Here is a 17,932-nt window from a genome sequence, read left to right on the forward strand (position 1 = left end):
CGTTCCGTGGTGGTGACCGTGGTCACGGGTGTCGGCGGTCGGCACTACCCTGAATTCATGGAGAACCTCACCGTCATCGTCCTCGCTGCCGGCGGCGGCACCCGCATGAAGTCGAAGACCATGAAGGTGCTCCACCCAGTCGCTGGGCGCAGCATGATCGGTCACGTGCTCCGTGCCGTGCAGGCCGTCGAGCCCGAGCGCATCGTCGTGGTCGTGGGCAACCAGCGCGAGCAGGTCGGCCCCCACATCACCTCGCTGGTCCCCGACGCGCTGCTCGCCGTCCAGGAGACCCAGGACGGCACGGGCGACGCGGTCCGCGTCGCCCTCGACGCAGCCGCTGCTGCCGGGCCGGTCACCGGCACGGTCCTGGTCTCGGCCGGCGACACCCCGCTGCTGCGCGGCGAGAGCCTGCGCGAGTTCGCCGCCGACCACGCCGCCTCCGGACGCGCCGTCTCCATCCTCACCGGTCGGGTGCGCAACCCGTTCGGCTACGGGCGCATCGTCCGCGACGCCGACGGCAGTGTCCTGGCCATCGTCGAGGAGAAGGACGCCTCCGCCGCGGAGCGCGAGATCGACGAGATCAACTCCGGCATCCTCGCCTTCGACGCCGACTTCCTGCGCAGCGCGCTCCCGCGCCTGTCCAACGACAACGCCAACGGCGAGTACTACCTCACCGACACCGTCAAGATCGCCCGCGAGGACGGCCTGACCGTGGGTGGCCACCTGATCGATGACGTGACGGAGACCGAGGGCGCCAACGACCGCGCCCAGCTCGCCGAGCTGGGCCGCCAGATGAATGCCCGCATCGTCACCGCGTGGATGAAGGAGGGCGTCACCGTGATGGACCCCGCCACCACGTGGATCGAGGACGACGTCGTTCTCGAGCGTGACGTCACGATCCTGCCGAACACCCAGCTGCTGGGCGCCACCGTCGTGCGCGAGGACGCGGTCATCGGCCCCGACACCTCGCTCAAGGACTGCGAGGTGGGGGTCGGCGCCCGCGTGCTGCGTACGCACGCCGAGCTCGCCGTCGTCGGCGAGAGCGCCACCGTCGGCCCGTTCTCCTACCTGCGCCCGGGCACCCAGGTGGGCCGGTCCGGCAAGGTCGGGGCGTTCGTCGAGGCGAAGAACGCGGTCCTGGGCGACGGCGCCAAGGTGCCGCACCTCTCCTACGTCGGAGACGCGACGATCGGGGAGGGCACCAACATCGGTGCCGGCACGATCTTCGCCAACTACGACGGCGTCAACAAGCACCACACCGTGGTCGGCGCGCACGCCCGCACCGGCTCCAACAACACCTTCATCGCGCCCGTGACCATCGGCGACGGTGCCGCGACCGGCGGCGGCACGGTGGTCCGCGAGGACGTCCCGCCGGGTGCGTTGGCAGTGCCGGGAGCCAAGCAGCGCGTCATCGAGGACTGGGTGCTGGAGCGCCGTCGGGGCACGAAGCAGGCCGACGCCGCCTCCCGTGCCCACCAGGTCACGGGCGAGGTCACGGGCGACTCCGACGGCAGCGAGTGATGCTGCTCGGGTGTGGTGTGCGCGACTCCGGGCGTCCACGCCACGAACCCCGTGTTGGGCGTGGGGCTGGGAGTGGTTCACAATCGGATGAGCAGGGCCATCCCGGCCCGTTCCTGCGCCCCCAGCCGAGGAGCTGTCCGAAGTGAGCGGAATGAAGCGGACCCCCCAGAAGAACTTGATGGTCTTCAGTGGTCGGGCCCACCCGGAACTCGCAACGGAGATCGGTGATCTCCTCGGCAGCGGTCTGGTCCCGCAGTCGGCCTACGCGTTCGCCAACGGCGAGCTCTACGTCCGCTTCGAGGAGTCCGTGCGCGGCTGCGACGCCTTCGTGATCCAGTCCCACACCGCTCCGATCAACGAGTGGCTGATGGAGCACCTGATCATGGTGGACGCCCTCAAGCGCGCCTCCGCCAAGCGGATCACCGTGGTGATGCCGTTCTACGGCTACAGCCGCCAGGACAAGAAGCACCGCGGTCGTGAGCCGATCTCGGCCCGCCTCGTCGCCGACCTCTTCAAGACGGCCGGCGCCGACCGCCTGATCACGGTCGACCTGCACGCCGACCAGATCCAGGGCTTCTTCGACGGCCCCGTCGACCACCTGATGGCGCTGCCGATCCTGGCCGACTACGTCAAGGAGAAGTACGGCGCCAAGCAGCTCGCCGTCGTCTCCCCGGACGCGGGCCGGATCAAGGTCGCCGAGCGCTGGTCGGCCCGCCTCGGTGGCGCGCCGCTGGCCTTCATCCACAAGACCCGCCGCATCGACCGCCCCAACGAGGTGGCTGCCAACCGCGTCGTGGGTGACGTCGAGGGCCGCATCTGCGTGCTCACCGACGACATGATCGACACCGGTGGCACCATCGTGAAGGCCGCGGAGGCCTGCATGGAGGCGGGCGCCGCCGGAGTGGTCATCGCGGCGACGCACGCGATCCTGTCCGACCCGGCGGTCGACCGCCTGAAGAACTCGCCCGCCGTCGAGGTCATCGTCACCAACACGCTGCCGATCGACGCCGACAAGCAGTTCGACAACCTGACGACCCTCTCGATCGCGCCGCTCATCTCGCGGGCGATCCGTGAGGTCTTCGAGGACGGCTCGGTCACGTCGATGTTCGAGGGCCACGCCTGACCCCATCTCGTCACGAGAGGAGCCCCCGACGCCACGGCGTCGGGGGCTCCTTCCGTCTGGTCGAGACTCAGGCCAGCATCGCGTTGACGTGCGACGAGACGGTGTCGAGGACCGCCAGCGCCTGGGCGTCGTCGCGGCGGACGAGCCAGTCCAGGGTGAGGCCGTCGATGACGACCGCCAGGTAGCGCGCCACCACCGCCGGTGCCACGTCCTGCCGCGCGTCGGGCAAGCTGGTGAGCAGGTGCTCGGCGATCACCCCGGCGTAGTGCTCGTACTGCACCTTGGCCACCTCCGCGAGCTCCGCGTGGCGCAGGCAGTACTGGGTCACCTCGTAGGTCAGCAGGTGCTGCGCCGGATGGGCCGTCACGTGGTCCCAGTAGGCCATGAGGCTGGCCCGGACCGGGTCGGCGTCGCCCTGGGTGGTGCGCAGCGCCTCGCGCGCCAGCGCGGCGGAGCGGTCGACGATCGTCCGGACGACCTCCTCGAACAGGTCCCGCTTCGAGCCGAAGCAGTAGTGGAAGACGCTCAGCGAGGCGCCCGCCTCGGCGACGATGGCACGTGTGGTCGCGCGCGGCACGCCGTCACGCGTCATGACCTCGATCGCTGCGTCCACCAGCTGGGCGCGGCGATCCTCGACGGACATGCGAACCATCGGTTCACCGTACCGCGAAGGTCGGGGAGGTGCCGTCGATGGAGCGGACGGTGCCCAGCAGCGACCGGGCGTCACCGAAGTAGCGGATCCGGTAGGAGCCGGCCGGCGTGCCACGAGGCACGTCCCAGGTGATGGTGATGCGTGAGGCGCTGATCCCGTCGCGCTTCCACCTGAACTTCGTCTCCCAGTCGCCGTCGTCGGCGACCCGCTGCCACGTGGAGCCGACCTTCCGCTCGACGGTGAGGAAGGTGCTGCCATGGCGCAGGTTGTTGTTGGGGTGGGCGCCGGAGAACTCGACCGAGACGGTGTCGCCCACGGCGTACGCAGCCGCAGGTGCGGTGAGCACGGCGCCGAACTGCTTGAACAGGTGCGGGTCGTCGACCACCACCTTGCCCTGGAGCGAGGCGATCTGGCCGGCGGAGCGGTCGCGCTCCTTGGCCCCGAGCGGGGGAGTGGTGCCGGCCTTCATGTGGGCGGCCAGGCCGTGCACGGTCTGCACGAAGGCGGGCAGCTCGTAGCGGCCGAAGAGCGTGCTGGCGCCCTCGTACTCGCCGGCGTCGTACTCCTCGGGCGTGGTCACGTAGTGGGCGTAGGCGTTGGTGTAGCCCTGCACCAGGACCTGGTCGAGGCCCACGCCCATCACCTCGGCCACCGCGCGGCGCAGCCGCAGGCCGGAGACGACGGTGACCTCGGCGGGCATGCCCACGACGTAGAGGTCGCCGACCCGGACCAGCTGCACGGGCAGCTTCTGCTGGACCAGGTCGAGGGCACCGACCGGGAGCAGCACCTCCTTGGGTGACTGGCAGGCCTTGAGCGCGGGGGAGGCGGTGTAGAGGGCGTCGGCGATGAGCTTCACCACCGGGTTGCCGCCGTCCTTGCCCTCCTTGAAGATCGGCAGCCCGCCACCGCCGTCCTCGGTGCTGCCGGCCGCGAAGGCCGCACCGAAGGCGGCCGGGCAGGTGCGGTGCGCCTGCCCGTCAGGGGTGAACTGGCCGTCGACGAGCACGTCGGAGAGGTCGACGTGCACCAGCCGGGAGTCGACGCCGCCGGTGAGGGAGCGCGTGGGTGAGGTGAGCGAGCGCTGCGCGGCGCCGACCATGCGGGAGCCGATGATCCGGGTGTTCTCGAACTGGTCGTCGGTCGGCCCCGTGCCGGGGCGCAGCTCGAGGTTGGGGGACATGTCGCCGGAGTTGGTCTGGGCGAAGGAGGCGACGAAGTCGGGGTCGTGACTCTCGTCGAGGTAGTCGACTCCCTCGTGCTCGTGCTCCCACAGGTAGCCGGCGTAGCCCTTGTTGTCAGGGCTGACGAGGCGGTTGTCGGTGCTCATCGAGGTCGCGTGCACGGCGAACCAGTTGATGACCCCGTCGACCTTGCCGTCGCGCACGACCTGGAGGGTCGTCGAGGCCGTGTCGGTGCCGCCGGCGGAGAAGTGCGCGCGGTCGGCGGCGGGGTTGCGGTCGTACGCCCGTTTCGAGCGGTTGGCGCTCGCGTCCGCGAGCTGGGTGGTCGCCACGCGCAGGTCGGCCGGGGCGAGGTCGGCCTCGGCCCGCTCGGCAGCGGCGACGATCCCGGAGACGGTCGCGCGGAAGGTCTTGTCGTGGAAGCCGAGCGTGGTGATGTTGTAGAGGTTGTGGTGGCTGAAGCCACCCGGGCCGGCGTGCGTGTGCGTCGCGGTCAGCATCACGTTGGCCTCGCCGTAGGTCTCCCCGAACCGGGCTGCCAGGCGCGCGAGCACCTCGTCGCGGACGCTCTGGAAGATCATCCCGACGTCGGCGTTGACGTGCAGGATCCGTCGGCCCGTGGTGCGGTCGACGATCACGAAGGCGCGGGCGCGCTGGCGCATGTGCAGGCCGGTGGAGGTCTGGGCAAGGTCGGCGTAGCCCATCATCCCGGCCTCGGCGGTCTCGCCGGTGACGTCGGCGATGCCGCGGCCGACCAGGTAGGGCTGGGCGGTGGCGGCGCTGGCCGCGTTGGCGGCAGCGGGCGAGCCCCGCTCGGCGGAGGCGACCGGGCCGGTCGCGGCGAGGGCGAGGACCAGCCCGCCGACGACGGCGGCCGCAGTGGTGCGTACGGGGCGGGGACGGGGCGCGAAGCGAGGGCTCACGGGGGACTCCTGGGTCGACGTACGCCTCACTCTGAGGCGTGGATCACATCCGTGGCAAGAGTCTGGGACAAATGACCTGATCATTGGACGCACCCGGCCGGGGCGCCCTCCTGGCCGCACGGCGCCGCACGATTTCGATTCCGGGGGGACCCACCCCTAGACTGCTGGGGTTGCCCCGGCGAGGGAGTTCGACTCCGTGATCGACGTGGCAGGTTCGCGACGCCGTGCCTGACCATGTCATGCGCGGCGTTTCTCGTCTCCGGGGACACCCACCAGACCGGCCGCGGACCTCGCGGTCACGCTGCGAGAGCTGCCCCCACACAGGAGACTGACATGTCCGCTGAGAAGCTGAAGGCCGAGAAGCGCACCGAGTTCGGCAAGGGCGCCGCCCGCCGTCTGCGTGCCGCTGGCCAGATCCCCGCCGTCGTCTACGGCCACGGCAACGACCCGCTCCACCTGGCCCTGCCCGGCCACGCCACGATGATGGCCCTGCGCCACGGTGGCGCCAACGCCCTGCTCGACGTCGACATCGACGGCGACCACCAGCTGGTGCTGGCCAAGGAGGTCCAGGTCGACCCGATCCGTCGCGTCATCGAGCACGTCGACCTGATCGTCGTCGTCCGTGGCGAGAAGGTCACCGTCGAGGTGCCCGTCCTGGTCGTCGGTGAGCCCGGCCCCGACTCCCTCGTGGTCACCGACTCCTCGACCATCCAGGTCGAGGCCGAGGCCACCCACCTGCCCGAGCAGATCGAGGTCAGCGTCGAGGGCGTCACCGCCGGCACGCAGATCCTCGCCTCCGACATCGAGCTGCCGAAGGGCGTCACCCTCGCCGGCGACGGTGACGTGCTGATCGTCAACGTCGTCGCGCAGGCCACCGCTGCGGCCCACGAGGCCGAGCTGGCCGAGTCGCCCGCCGGCCAGGCCGAGGCCGCTGCCGCCGAGGAGAACCCGGCCGAGTGATCCTCGGGCGCGACCGTCACGGTCCGCCCACCCGCCACGGCGCCGCAGGAGATGTTCCTGCGGCGCCGTTGCCGTTCCCGGCCCAGGCGTCCCCGTGGCTCCGGCGGGAGACGACGTGGTCGATACTGGGCCCATGAGTTCTGAGGTGTGGCTGGTCGTCGGCCTGGGCAACCCCGGACCCGAGTACGCGGGTCACCGGCACAACGTCGGCTACATGGTCAACGACGTGCTGGCCGAGCGGATGGGATCGGGGTTCCGCGCCCACAAGACCGGTCGTGCCGACGTCGTCGAGGGCCGGCTCGGTGCCCCCGGGACGCCCGGGCCGCGGGTCGTGCTGGTGCGGCCCAAGAGCTACATGAACACCACCGGTGGTCCGGTCTCCGCCGTCGCGAAGTTCTACGGCGTCGAGCCCGACCACGTCATCGCGATCCACGACGAGCTCGACATCGCCTTCGGCACGCTGCGACTCAAGAAGGGCGGCGGCGACAACGGCCACAACGGTCTGCGCTCGATGCGCGCGTCGCTGGGCACCGGTGACTTCTACCGCGTACGCGCCGGCATCGGCCGCCCGCCCGGTCGTCAGGACGTCGCTGACTTCGTGCTGTCGAACTACTCCACGGCTGAGCGCAAGGAGCTCCCGATCCAGCTCGTGGAGGCCGCCGACGCGGTCGAGAGCCTCATCACCGAAGGCCTCGAGAAGGCCCAGTCCCGGTTCAATTCCTGAGCTTTACCCGATATGGATGAGCGCTCCCGGGGCACTCACCCAATATCGGGCATGTGGCCCGATTCACTCCCCTCCTAGGGTCGGGTAACAGCAGCAGGTCGTGCCGCGTTTGGCGGCGTTGGCACGACACATGGGGGCATGGGGGAATAGCAGTGAGCGTTCGTGAAGCGACAGCGCCTACTCCGACGAGGGCGACGGGTGCGGCCCAACGGGTCGAGGCGAAGAGCCACCGGTCTCACGCACCGAGGCGTGGCGGTGGTCGGCGACATCTCTCGTTCGAGACGGTTGCGTCAGTCCTGGCCATGGCGCTGGTCGCCCTCCTGGTGTCGGCGTCCGCCGACGTCGTGCTGGGGGTGATCGCCTGCTCGCTGGTCGTCCGCTTCTGGTCGGGGCCCACCGACCTCGTGCGACCGGGCCTCCCGCGCCTGAGCCGTGTGCTGCACGACGCAGGGGCGCCGTTCTTCCTGGCCGCAGCGATGGTGACCGTCGGGCTCTGGGGTCGGCCCGAGCTGGTCGCCTCGGCCTGGATCGCCCTGGCCGGCATGGGCGTCACCGCCCTTGCCGTTCTGGCCCGGCACCTCGTCCCGACGCCCCAGCGGGTCGTCGTGGTCGGCTCGGCCGTCGACGTGGCGGAAGCCGCGACGCGATGGGCCGGCAGCCGTGAGGTCACCGTGGTCGGCGGCCTCGTCATCGACGCCGCGGAGCTCGGCGTGGCGCGCCCGAGCACCAGCCTGGTCAAGGGATTCCTCGACCTCTCGAAGGAGATCGACGCCGACGAGCTCATCGGGACCGACCCCGACATGGTTCTCGTCGTGCCGGGGCCGGGCATCGACCCTGAGTGCCTCCGCCGCATCGGGTGGGCGTTGGAGGGCACGCGCACGGCGCTGGCCGTGCAGTCCCAGCTCGACGGCATTGCACCGCACCGCGTCGAGCACACCTCGTACGCGGGGGCGACGATCATGCGCATCAGCTCGAGCCGCCCGGCTGCCCTCCCGCTGGCCCTCAAGGGCGCGCTGGACCGCCTCGTCGGAGCGGTGCTCCTCCTGCTGGCCGGACCGCTCCTGGGGGTTCTGGTCATGGCGATCCGCATCACCTCCGACGGCCCTGGCATCTTCCGGCAGGTGCGCGTGGGCAAGGACGGCTCGCTCTTCGTGATGTACAAGCTGCGCACCATGGCGACGACTGCCGAGGCCGACAAGGCGGCCCTGATGGCCGCCAACGAGGGCAGCGGTGTGCTCTTCAAGATGAGCGACGACCCGCGGGTCACCCCGCTCGGCCGAGTGCTGCGCAGGTTCTCGGTCGACGAGCTGCCGCAGCTGGTCAACGTCATCAAGGGCGAGATGTCCTTGGTCGGCCCACGACCGGCCCTGCCGGAGGAGGTTGCGCAGTACTCCTCGCTCGAGCGTCGCCGCCTGGCCTCCAAGCCCGGCCTCACCGGGTTGTGGCAGGTCTCGGGGCGCTCCGACCTCACCTGGGAGGAGTCGGTCCGGCTCGACAACCACTACACCGAGAACTGGCGCCTCACCGACGACGTCACGATCCTCGCTCGCACCGTCAACGCGGTGCTCGGCTCCCGCGGAGCCTACTGACCAGATCTGGCCCTGGTCCGGCCCAGATCCGTTGCTGCAAGGCCGGTGTCCCGCACGGGGCACCGGCCTTGTGGTGTGCAGCGGCGCTGGGGCGGCCTCGCTCAGACGCCGCGGCCGAATCGGTGGAGCGTGTCGAGCACCCGGCCGGGGGAGACCACCCCCGTGGCGACCAGCAGCGCGACGTAGGCGCGCCACTGGAGCGGATCCTGGCGCAGCGCCCGCCCGGCCCATCGACGGGCCGCGCGACGGTCCGGCCGCCCGGCCTCGCCGAAGGCGATCTGGCCGTAGACGCGGCCCACGCCCTTGCGGTCGGCCCCGATCTCGGGATGCTGCTCGAGCATCCAGTGCAGCGAGGAGATCTTGGTGTCCCAGGTGCGGGTGAAGAAGGAGGCAGCCCCCCACATCACGACGACCAGCGGTTCGTCGACGTGCACGATGTCGCCGAGCTTCACCGAGCGCAGCAGGATGTCCCAGTCCTCGTTCTGGCTGCCCGGGACCTGCTCGTCCACCAGGCCGATGCGGTGGATCAGGGCGTCGCGGTCGAAGAGCAGCGCCGAGGAGTGCAGCATCGCCATCCGCGAGTGGGTGAGGTGCGACAACGTCACCCGGTCGGTGCCGGCCAGGCGCGGGGTGCGTTCGCCGTCGTAGTCGACCTCCATCGCGGTGGTGACCAGGTCGGGCGCACGACCGGTGCGTCGCAGCTCCTCGGCGTGGGCCTCGAGCTGGCGCCGCAGCTTGGCGGGCTTCCACCAGTCGTCGTCGTCGCAGAACGCGACGAACGCGCCGCCCGAGGACAGGATGCCGGAGTTGCGGGCGCCGGCGAGGCCGGGCGTACGCGTGTTGCCCACGATCCGCACCGACCGTCCCGGGGCCGTACGCAGCAGCGACTCGTCGGGCGCGGACTGGTCGAAGACCACCACGACCTCGATCGGCCCGGGGTGGTCCTGGGCGAAGACCGAGTCGATCGCCCTGCGCACCAGCTCGGGACGTTCCCGGGTCGGGATGACCACCGAGACCAATGGCGCTTCCATCGCCGCTCCTCCCATGCCGTGGCGGACCCCGTCCCCCCGGGGCCGGACGTGCGACTCGACCGTGTGGTCGATCCCCGCACCGTCGCGCGCTGGCTGCTTATCATAAGGGCGGCGGAGAGGTCCCGGCCGGGATCTCAATCCGCATCACCGGGGGGATTCCGTGGAAAACACCGTGTCGAGCAGCTCGTCGGTGGACCTGTCCTACTACGGTTCCGTCCTGCGGCGCCGGTGGAAGCTGGTCCTCCTGGGAATCCTCGTCGGGGTCGGTGCCGCGTTCGCGGTGCTCGCGGTGCAGCCCGAGCGGGCGACCTCCTGGGTGGAGGTCGACGTCAACCCCATCGCCGACAACGCGTTCAGCAGCTCCCGCCCTGCCTCGGACCTGCTCGTCCCTGAGACCGAGCAGGCGATGGCGCGTTCCACACGGGTGGTCGACAACGTCGTGGCGGCGGTCGGAGGAGACCTCACGGCCACGGAGGTGAGGGCCAACATGGTGGCCACGCTCCTGGCCGACAGCACCGTGCTCCGCATCGACTACACGGCGGCGACGGCACGCGAGGCCGCGGACGGCGCCCTGCTGGTGGCCCAGGAGTACCTCGACTACCGCTCCTCGGTGGCGCAGGAGCGCATCGACCAAGCAGCCGAGCAGCTCGGGCAGCGCCGTCGTACGCTCGACGGCGAGCTGCGCGAGGCGAACCAGCAGTACGCCAGGGCTGCGCCGGGAAGCCCTGCGCGGGCTGCTGCGGACGCCCGTCGCCAGTCGATCAGTGGCGACCTGACCTCTGTCAACAGCCAGGTCAACCAGCTCCGGGCGATCAGCACCAGTGGCGGCACGATCATCAGCCAGCCCGACCCGGAGCGCGCGGTGCTCAGCCCCAACCGAGGCATGACGGTGGTCAGCGGCGTCCTGGGCGGGCTGCTCCTCGGGCTGGTGCTGCCCTTCGTCGGGAACGTCTTCGACCGACGGGTCCGCGGCACGCACGACGTGACCCGCTCCGGTGCCGGCCCGGTGGTCGCGACGCTGGAGGACCCGACCGCGACCGTGCCTGCGGAGCTGGACGAGGCGGACCAGCTGCGCGCGCTGCGCGAGCGGTTGCTGGCCGCAGGGGCGTCGAGCCAGGCGGTCGTGGCCGTCACCGACCTGGGTACGCGCACCGGAGGTCCCACCGACGTCGCGGCCAACCTGGCCGTCGCCTTCGCCGACGCAGGCAAGGAGACGACCTTGGTCCTGGCGGGTTATCCGACCGTGTCGTTCGCCCAGGTCGTGGAGGCCCTCGACCTGGTCGAGACGGGCTACGGCCACCACTCGCGGTACTTCCACAGCAGGCTCGTCGACTCTCTGACGGTCGTCGTCCCGGCACCGCGCGCCGCACGCGTCTCGGACGCCGACATGGTCGCGACGCTCCTCCTCAAGGCCCGAAGGAGTGCCGTGACGGTCGTCGGAGTCCCTGCGGGGGGAGGTCAGTCCGTCCGGCTCACGGCGGCCCGACTCGCTGACCACGTGGTGCTGGCGGTCGCGGCGGCGTCGACGAAGCTCGAGGAGCTCTCCGGAGTCGTGACCGAGTTCCGGGCCGTGGGAGCGGTCGTTCACGGCACCGTCCTCGTGCCCGCCAGTCGTGTGCTCCAAGGAGATCCCTCCGTGGTGCCGCCCGCCCCGGTGGAGGAGGAGCCGAAGGACGAGGACGGGCACGACGGGACCGACGAGGAGAAGGAGCCAGGCCCGCAGGCGGCCCCTCCCTCAGCAGTTGGGGCGGACGGCGGGCCGGTAGGCGTCGACCGCCCATGAGTCGCCCTCACGCACCAGCGTGAGGATGTTGCGGGTCCGGGGGCGAGGCGGACGGCTGTTGGGCACCTCGCCGCCGTTGGCGTCGAGGACCCTGACCGACGAGTTGTCGACGCAGGCGCGGACGACGACCTGGTCCGGGTCTCTCGTCGCGCTGACGACGTCCTGGCGGACCACGACGGGGCGCCCGTCGATGCGCCAGCCGTTGACCTGGTACTCGGCGGCCGTGTTGAGCATCTCCTCCAGCGCAGCCCCCGTCACGCCGGGCAGCGGTGCGGTCGACTCCACGTCGGTGCCGTCCGGCTGACCGAGCACCTTGCCGAAGGTGTCGAAGAAGGTGTCGCTGCCCTTCTCGACGGCTGCGAGCGTGACGTCCGGGAGGTCGGCAGGGGACACGGACGTACCCGGGGCGGCAGGCTCGGAGGGCGGTGCGGGTGAACCGTCCACTGCCGCGGAGGTCGTCGTGCCCGGACCGTCGGTCGCGGGACGCGGCGAGTCGGAGCACCCGACCGCGGTCACGAGCAGGGCCAGGGCGAGCGCCCCGGTGACCGCTCGAACGCCGCCGGGCCGGCCGCTGCGGGCCGGGTCGTGGACATCCATGCGAAACCCCCTCCAGAGAACGAACCTGTCGGGACGACCGGTTCGGACATTGCTGGTCATGCTAGGGCCACCGCGGCCCCTCCGGAGGGCTCGGGGCCACGCTGCGGACGCCGATTCCGGAGGGCTTCCCGCGGACCTACCGAATACTCGGGAAAACGGACTGCATCCCGTCTACACGCCCGAACGCGCCCATAGCATCGCCAGCGTCCCGTCAGGGGACTTGGCCCGGCGAATGTCAGCCTCGCCGGGCAGCGCTCAACCGGGGGTCAAGTGTCTGTTGTCAGGCGTGCCGTTGCCACTGCCGTCTCCATCGCCGTCGGCGGTGGGGACATCAGCGCTCCACAACGTGCGGCCTGCGTTCGAAGGACCTTCCGGGTCGACCCGCCGAGGCGGCCGGGAAGAGCAGGCGTGGGCAGACCTGGGTCGACGAGAAAGAGGAACGGAAGATGAGTCCACGACTGAAGCGCATGGTGGTCGCCATGTCGCTCACGGCCCTGGTGGCCGTACCGGGAGCAGCGCTCGCCGCCCCCGTGGCACATGCCGGGACGGTTGCTGCCGGCGCGCCGGCACCCGCCGAGGTGATCGGCGACGCGCCCGGGACCGCAGCCGCCTCCTGCTTCGAGGTCAAGCAGCTCCGTCCCTCGGCGCCCGACGGCGTCTACTGGCTCTACACGTCGCGCCTCACCCAGCCGATGCAGTTCTTCTGCGACCAGACCACCGACGGTGGCGGCTGGGTGCTCGTGGGCAAGGGGCGCGAGACGTGGAAGCAGGACCACTCCGGCCAGAACGGTGTCGCGGCGGACGGCAACACGACAGCCGCGATCCGCACCCCGGGACCCGGAAGCTCCCTCAACGTCGCCGTGCAGCTCGACGTGCCCACGGTGGACGGACTCCTGGACGGGGCCCCCGTCAGCTCCCTCTCCAGCGGCAACTCCGGCGACGGGGTCCGGCTGCGCCGGGCCCTCGACAGTGACGGCCTCCTGTGGCAGGAGGTGCGGACCCGCTACCGCAGCATGAGTGGCTGGTCGTGGAGCATCCTGGGGGCTGAGCACCCGCTCAGCGGCTCCACCATCGGAGGGCTCTCCTTCAGCAACGGCACCAACACCAACTACGGCACCAGCCAGCTCCACAACCGCGTGACCACCACGGGTGGCTCCGGCCGTGGATGGCGCTACGGGTTCCGCTACGGGAGCATGGTGACCGGTCAGAACAACTCGACCACACACCTGTGGGCGCCCACGAACGGTGGGGGCAACGCGGCCCCCTACACGCAGGTCTACCTGCGCCCCCGGGTCCTGTCGTCCTCCTTCCAGGCTGTCGGTGACAGCGGCACGCCCGCACGGGAGAAGCCGCGGTCGCTGCGTGACACCGCCGACGTGATGCCGTGGGGTGTCTCCGGCACCCGGGGCAGCACCTCGTCGGAGTTCAACAAGGAGGTCCAGGCCTTCGCCGAGGCTGACGGCGTGATGTATGTCGGCGGCAACTTCCGTTACGTCCAGCGGGACAACGGTGGCACCGGGCGCGTGGAGCAGTCGTTCCTCGCAGCGTTCGACAAGTCGACAGGGGAGTGGATCAGCTCGTTCCGGCCCCAGCTCAACGAGCAGGTCCACTCGCTCGCGGTCCTGCCCGACGGGACCGTCGTCGCCGGCGGTGCCTTCAGCCAGGCCAACGGCAGGGCGGAGACTGCCCTGGTCGCCCTCGACCCGGTCTCCGGCGCGACGCGGCCCGACTGGAACGTCCGGGTGGAGAACCGGGTCACCGGCAGCCCGCTGCGCATCATGACGCTCGACTACCGCGACGGACACCTCTACCTCGGCGGTGGACTGACCCACCTCGCCGGTGGGAGCGCGCCCACCACCTACCGCTACGCGAAGAACGCGGCGCGCATCTCCGTCCCCGGCTACACCCCCAGCAACGGGTGGAACCCTGACTTCAACGGCACGGTCTTCGACCTGTCGCCGTCCGCCTCCGCGTCGAAGCTCTACTCCGCGGGATTCTTCACCACGGCGGTCGGTGAGACAGCGACCAACGCGGCCGTCGTGTCGACGGGAACGACCGCCACCCTCCTCTCGAGCGGATGGAACCCCGTGTGGGCCGCTCCGAAGAGCTACCAGATGACGATCGTCGAGGGCGACGCCAACCGCTTCTACTCCGGTGGCTCCGAACACCTCGTCTTCGGATTCGACCAGACGACCTACGCCCGCACCAGCGGGACCATCTCGAAGAGCTTCGGCGGCGACACCCAGTCGTCCGACAGGTCCGACGACGGCCTGCTCTTCTTCGGGAGCCACGCCAACGAGTTCATCTACAACAACGCCTTCTCGTGGCCCAACCTCACCAGCGGCTGGAACCGTGCCGACAACGTCAAGTGGCTCGGCGTGTGGGACGCCTCCACCGGCGACTACGTCCCGGACTTCAGCCCCACGCTCAACATGCGTGCCGGCAGTGGCATCTGGGCGGTCGAGGTCGACTCGACCGGCAAGGTGTGGGCGGGCGGAGACGTGACGTCGGTCGGCACCCCCAACGGCGTGAGGTGGTCCGGCGGATTCGCCCGCTTCCCACGCAGCGACTCCACGGCTCCGGGAGCTCCCGGCAACCTGCGGCGTACCGCCAGCACGGCGAGCACGGTGACGCTGGGCTGGAACGCTGCCCCCGGTGGTCCGGCGAGGTACCAGGTCCTCCGTGACGACCGGGTCGTCGCCGTCACCAACGGCACCCAGACCTCCCTCGTGGTCCCCCGGGGCGACTCAGGACGGTTCTTCGTGCGGGCGGTCGACGCGGCCGGCAACGTGGGCGCCTCGACCTCCGTGCTGAACCTTGACGACCTGCCGGTGAACCAGGCGCCGTCGGCGACCTTCACCAGCGGCGTCGAGGGCCTGACCGTCTCTCTCGACGCTGCCGGATCGACGGACCCGGACGGTTCGATCGTCTCCTACGAGTGGGACTTCGGCGACGGATCGACAGGTTCGGGGAGCACGGCGTCGCACACCTACACAGCCGCCGGCGACCACACGGTGCGCCTCACCGTGACCGACGACGCCGGCGCCACCGGGGTCACGCAACGGACCGTCAGGGTCGCCGAGCCCTCCACCGTCACCACCGAGGTGGTGTCGTTGGGGTCGGAGTGGAAGTGGCGTTATGAGGCGGATGCTCCGGCGGCGGACTGGAGGAGTGATCCGCAGCGGTCGGCTGGGTGGTCGAGCGGTGTGGGGACGTTGGGGTGGGGGACGACGCCGTTGGGGACGAAGATCGATGATGCGTTCCCGACGACGAGCTCGCGGCCGTTGACGGCGTACTTCACCCAGCGGGTGGAGATCGACGATGCCTCGAGGGTCACTGAGCTGGTGCTGGACTCGTGGGCGGATGACGGTGCGGTGTTCTACGTCAACGGCACGGAGGTGGCGCGTCGGAACATGCCGACGGGCACGGTGGGGCACGGGACGTACGCGGTGGCGGCGCGGCAGACGGCGGCGGCGAAGGCTGATCCGGTGCGGGTGTCGGTGCCGGTGGGTCTGTTGCGGGACGGGGTGAACCTGGTCGCGGTGGAGACCCACCTGAACTTCCGGGGCACGCCCAACGTCTCCTTCGACATGTCGATCACCAAGACCGTGGAGAACCGTCCGGCGAACCTGACTCCGACGGCGGTGTTCGACGCCGACTCCGCCGACCTCGTCGCGCGGTTCGACGCCAGCGGTTCCACGGACCCGGACGGTTCGATCGTCTCCTACGAGTGGGACTTCGGCGACGGCACGACTGGTTCCGGGGTCACGGCCTCGCACGCCTACGCCGCCCCCGGTGTCTGGACCGTGACGCTCACCGTCACCGACGCTGGGGGCAAGACCGCCTCCGCGTCGCTCCCGGTCACCGTCGGCTCCCTGCCGACCGTCACCGAGGTGGTGTCGTTGGGGTCGGAGTGGAAGTGGCGTTATGAGGCGGATGCTCCGGCGGCGGACTGGAGGAGTGATCCGCAGCGGTCGGCTGGGTGGTCGAGCGGTGTGGGGACGTTGGGGTGGGGGACGACGCCGTTGGGGACGAAGATCGATGATGCGTTCCCGACGACGAGCTCGCGGCCGTTGACGGCGTACTTCACCCAGCGGGTGGAGATCGAGGATGCCTCGAGGGTCACTGAGCTGGTGCTGGACTCGTGGGCGGATGACGGTGCGGTGTTCTACGTGAACGGCACGGAGGTGGCGCGTCGGAACATGCCGACGGGCACGGTGGGGCACGGGACGTACGCGGTGGCGGCGCGGCAGACGGCGGCGGCGAAGGCTGATCCGGTGCGGGTGTCGGTGCCGGTGGGTCTGTTGCGGGACGGGGTGAACCTGGTCGCGGTGGAGACCCACCTGAACTTCCGGGGCACGCCCAACGTCTCCTTCGACATGGTCGCGACGCTGACCACCAACGAGTGAGCACCGAACGCCCGAGAACAGGTAGAGCGGGAGGACAGGTGAGGGGAGTGCGGGGATGAGGGAGCTGCGGGGGCCGCGAAGGATCGCGGCCGAGTCAGTCTTCGCCCTCCGTCGCGCCTGGTACCGCGTGCGGTTCCCGGGGCTGACGGTCGGCAAGGACGTGCGGTTCGTCGGACGGATCCGGGTGCGGGGAGGCACGAAGGTCGTCCTCGGCGACCGCGTGAGGGTCCGGAAGCTCGTCCGGATCAACGGCGGTGGCGTGGTCCACGTCGGCCCCGACACGCTCCTCAACGGATGTTGGATCATGGCGTCCACCTCGGTGGAGATCGGAGCCAGGTCCTTGGTGTCGGACGCCGGGATCCTCGACACCGACTACCACAACCTGGACCCCGAGCGGCGGCACGATCCGCCGACCGACCGCACCCGGGCACCGGTCGTGCTTGGCGAGAACGTCTGGCTCGGGTCGGCCTCGATGGTCCTGAAGGGGTCCACCATCGGGCGGGACAGCGTCGTCGCCGCCGGCGCCGTCGTCCGGGGCGAGGTGCCCCCTCGGGTGGTCGTCTCGGGCAACCCGGCCACCGTGGTGAAGAAGTTCGCCGACGGGCCGGTGACCCACCGTGCCGAGCCACACGCCAATGAGCCACAGCCCAGCGAGCCACACAGGACCGATGCACCCGACACGAAGGATGGAACCCATGGATGACCGCCAGCAGCTGGAGAACTACTTCGCGACGGTGGACGAGGCCCAGCTCCGGTTGAAGGCGACCAAGCCCTCCGACAGCCGTCTGCGCGTGGCCGCCAAGCGGTTGGTCCCGATGGATCGACGCAGCCAGGCGCGGATGGCGGTCACCAACGCCGTCCGTCCGCTCGAACGTCGCAAGGCCGCCCGGATCGAGGCCACCACCCCGCGCCTGCGTCTCCACCTGGGGTCTGGCGGAGAGCACAAGGAGGGCTGGATCAACGTCGACTGCGTCGGCGACCCGGTCGAGCTCGCCTGGAACCTGGCGCACGGCATCCCCTTCGGTGACGCCTCAGCCGAGGCGATCTTCCACGAGCACCTCTTCGAGCACATCCCGCTGCGCGCTGGCGTGGGCCTGATGGACGAGTGCTTCCGTGTGCTGAAGCCCGGAGGGATCCTCCGGGTGGGCGTGCCCGACGCCGGAGCACTGATCCGTTCCTACGTGGGTGACGGGGAGTACGTCGACGCCCTGCACCCCGGACGCCCGACCGGGCTGATCGCCGTGCAGGAGCTCTTCTACTGGCACGAGCACGTCACCATGTTCGACGACGAGACGTTGGCCATGGTCTTCCGTGCCGGAGGCTTCCCCGACCCGGTACGCCGCAAGTACGGCGACACGGACCTCGAGTGGGTGCCCGACACCGACACCCGTGCCTCGCAGACGCTCTACATGGAGGCGCGCAAGCCGCTCGGCTGAGCT

13 protein-coding genes are annotated in these 17,932 nt (G+C 70.5%); 9 read left to right on the forward strand and 4 right to left on the reverse strand.

All coding sequences use genetic code 11. From position 1 onward, the window contains the following. The first annotated feature begins 57 nt into the window (after positions 1–57). A complete protein-coding gene (gene glmU, locus FCL41_RS03080) occupies positions 58–1,521 on the forward strand; it encodes a bifunctional UDP-N-acetylglucosamine diphosphorylase/glucosamine-1-phosphate N-acetyltransferase GlmU (RefSeq protein ID WP_137067423.1) in 1,464 nt (487 codons plus the stop codon). A 142-nt stretch (positions 1,522–1,663) separates the two neighbouring features. Further along, complete coding sequence (locus FCL41_RS03085; RefSeq protein ID WP_275403753.1) at positions 1,664–2,644, forward strand: ribose-phosphate diphosphokinase; 981 nt, start codon at positions 1,664–1,666, stop codon at positions 2,642–2,644. Between the two features lie 67 nt (positions 2,645–2,711). Here the strand turns inward: FCL41_RS03085 and FCL41_RS03090 are convergent, their stop codons facing one another. Next, positions 2,712–3,296: a TetR/AcrR family transcriptional regulator gene (locus FCL41_RS03090; RefSeq protein ID WP_137067422.1), complete on the reverse strand. Its 585-nt coding sequence runs from the start codon at positions 3,294–3,296 to the stop codon at positions 2,712–2,714. A 4-nt stretch (positions 3,297–3,300) separates the two neighbouring features. After that, entirely contained in the window at positions 3,301–5,400 is a 2,100-nt protein-coding gene (locus tag FCL41_RS03095; protein ID WP_212723223.1) for a neutral/alkaline ceramidase, read from the reverse strand. A 333-nt stretch (positions 5,401–5,733) separates the two neighbouring features. Here FCL41_RS03095 and FCL41_RS03100 point away from each other — a divergent pair, with 333 nt between their 5' ends. The 3 genes from FCL41_RS03100 (at position 5,734) to FCL41_RS17350 (ending at position 8,673) form a co-directional block, all read left to right on the forward strand. Further along, complete coding sequence (locus FCL41_RS03100) at positions 5,734–6,360, forward strand: 50S ribosomal protein L25/general stress protein Ctc (RefSeq protein WP_137067420.1); 627 nt, start codon at positions 5,734–5,736, stop codon at positions 6,358–6,360. Between the two features lie 133 nt (positions 6,361–6,493). Beyond that, positions 6,494–7,084, forward strand: coding sequence for an aminoacyl-tRNA hydrolase (gene pth, locus FCL41_RS03105; RefSeq protein ID WP_137067419.1), 591 nt, complete (start codon positions 6,494–6,496; stop codon positions 7,082–7,084). Positions 7,085–7,386: 302 nt separating this feature from the next. Then, positions 7,387–8,673: a sugar transferase gene (locus FCL41_RS17350; RefSeq protein WP_137067418.1), complete on the forward strand. Its 1,287-nt coding sequence runs from the start codon at positions 7,387–7,389 to the stop codon at positions 8,671–8,673. Between the two features lie 101 nt (positions 8,674–8,774). Here FCL41_RS17350 and FCL41_RS03115 read toward each other — a convergent pair whose 3' ends face one another. Next, positions 8,775–9,704 (reverse strand): glycosyltransferase family 2 protein, encoded by a 930-nt coding sequence (locus FCL41_RS03115; protein WP_137067417.1) that lies wholly within the window; start codon positions 9,702–9,704, stop codon positions 8,775–8,777. 172 nt (positions 9,705–9,876) lie between these two features. On the opposite strand from FCL41_RS03115, the gene FCL41_RS03120 reads away from it, so the two are divergent. Next, the gene (locus FCL41_RS03120; protein WP_137067416.1) at positions 9,877–11,487 is read left to right on the forward strand and encodes a hypothetical protein; all 1,611 of its coding nucleotides are present in this window, start codon (positions 9,877–9,879) and stop codon (positions 11,485–11,487) included. On the opposite strand, the gene FCL41_RS03125 is transcribed toward FCL41_RS03120, so the two are convergent. Beyond that, on the reverse strand, positions 11,440–12,084 hold the full coding sequence (locus FCL41_RS03125; protein ID WP_137067415.1) for a hypothetical protein: 645 nt from the start codon (positions 12,082–12,084) through the stop codon (positions 11,440–11,442). The two genes, FCL41_RS03120 and FCL41_RS03125, sit on opposite strands and share 48 nt — an antisense overlap. Before the next feature lie 446 nt (positions 12,085–12,530). Between FCL41_RS03125 and FCL41_RS17605 the strand changes: the two genes are divergently transcribed. From FCL41_RS17605 to FCL41_RS03140, 3 genes are read left to right on the forward strand one after another with little or no spacing between them, the layout of a single operon-like run. After that, complete coding sequence (locus tag FCL41_RS17605; protein WP_138868047.1) at positions 12,531–16,493, forward strand: PKD domain-containing protein; 3,963 nt, start codon at positions 12,531–12,533, stop codon at positions 16,491–16,493. A 55-nt stretch (positions 16,494–16,548) separates the two neighbouring features. Then, entirely contained in the window at positions 16,549–17,196 is a 648-nt protein-coding gene (locus FCL41_RS03135; RefSeq protein ID WP_137067413.1) for an acyltransferase, read from the forward strand. Beyond that, positions 17,189–17,929: a class I SAM-dependent methyltransferase gene (locus tag FCL41_RS03140; protein ID WP_170970364.1), complete on the forward strand. Its 741-nt coding sequence runs from the start codon at positions 17,189–17,191 to the stop codon at positions 17,927–17,929. Before FCL41_RS03135 ends, FCL41_RS03140 begins: the two co-directional genes overlap by 8 nt. Positions 17,930–17,932 lie beyond the last annotated feature (3 nt).

Source organism: Nocardioides jishulii, assembly GCF_006007965.1.
GTDB classification, from domain to species: domain Bacteria; phylum Actinomycetota; class Actinomycetes; order Propionibacteriales; family Nocardioidaceae; genus Nocardioides; species Nocardioides jishulii.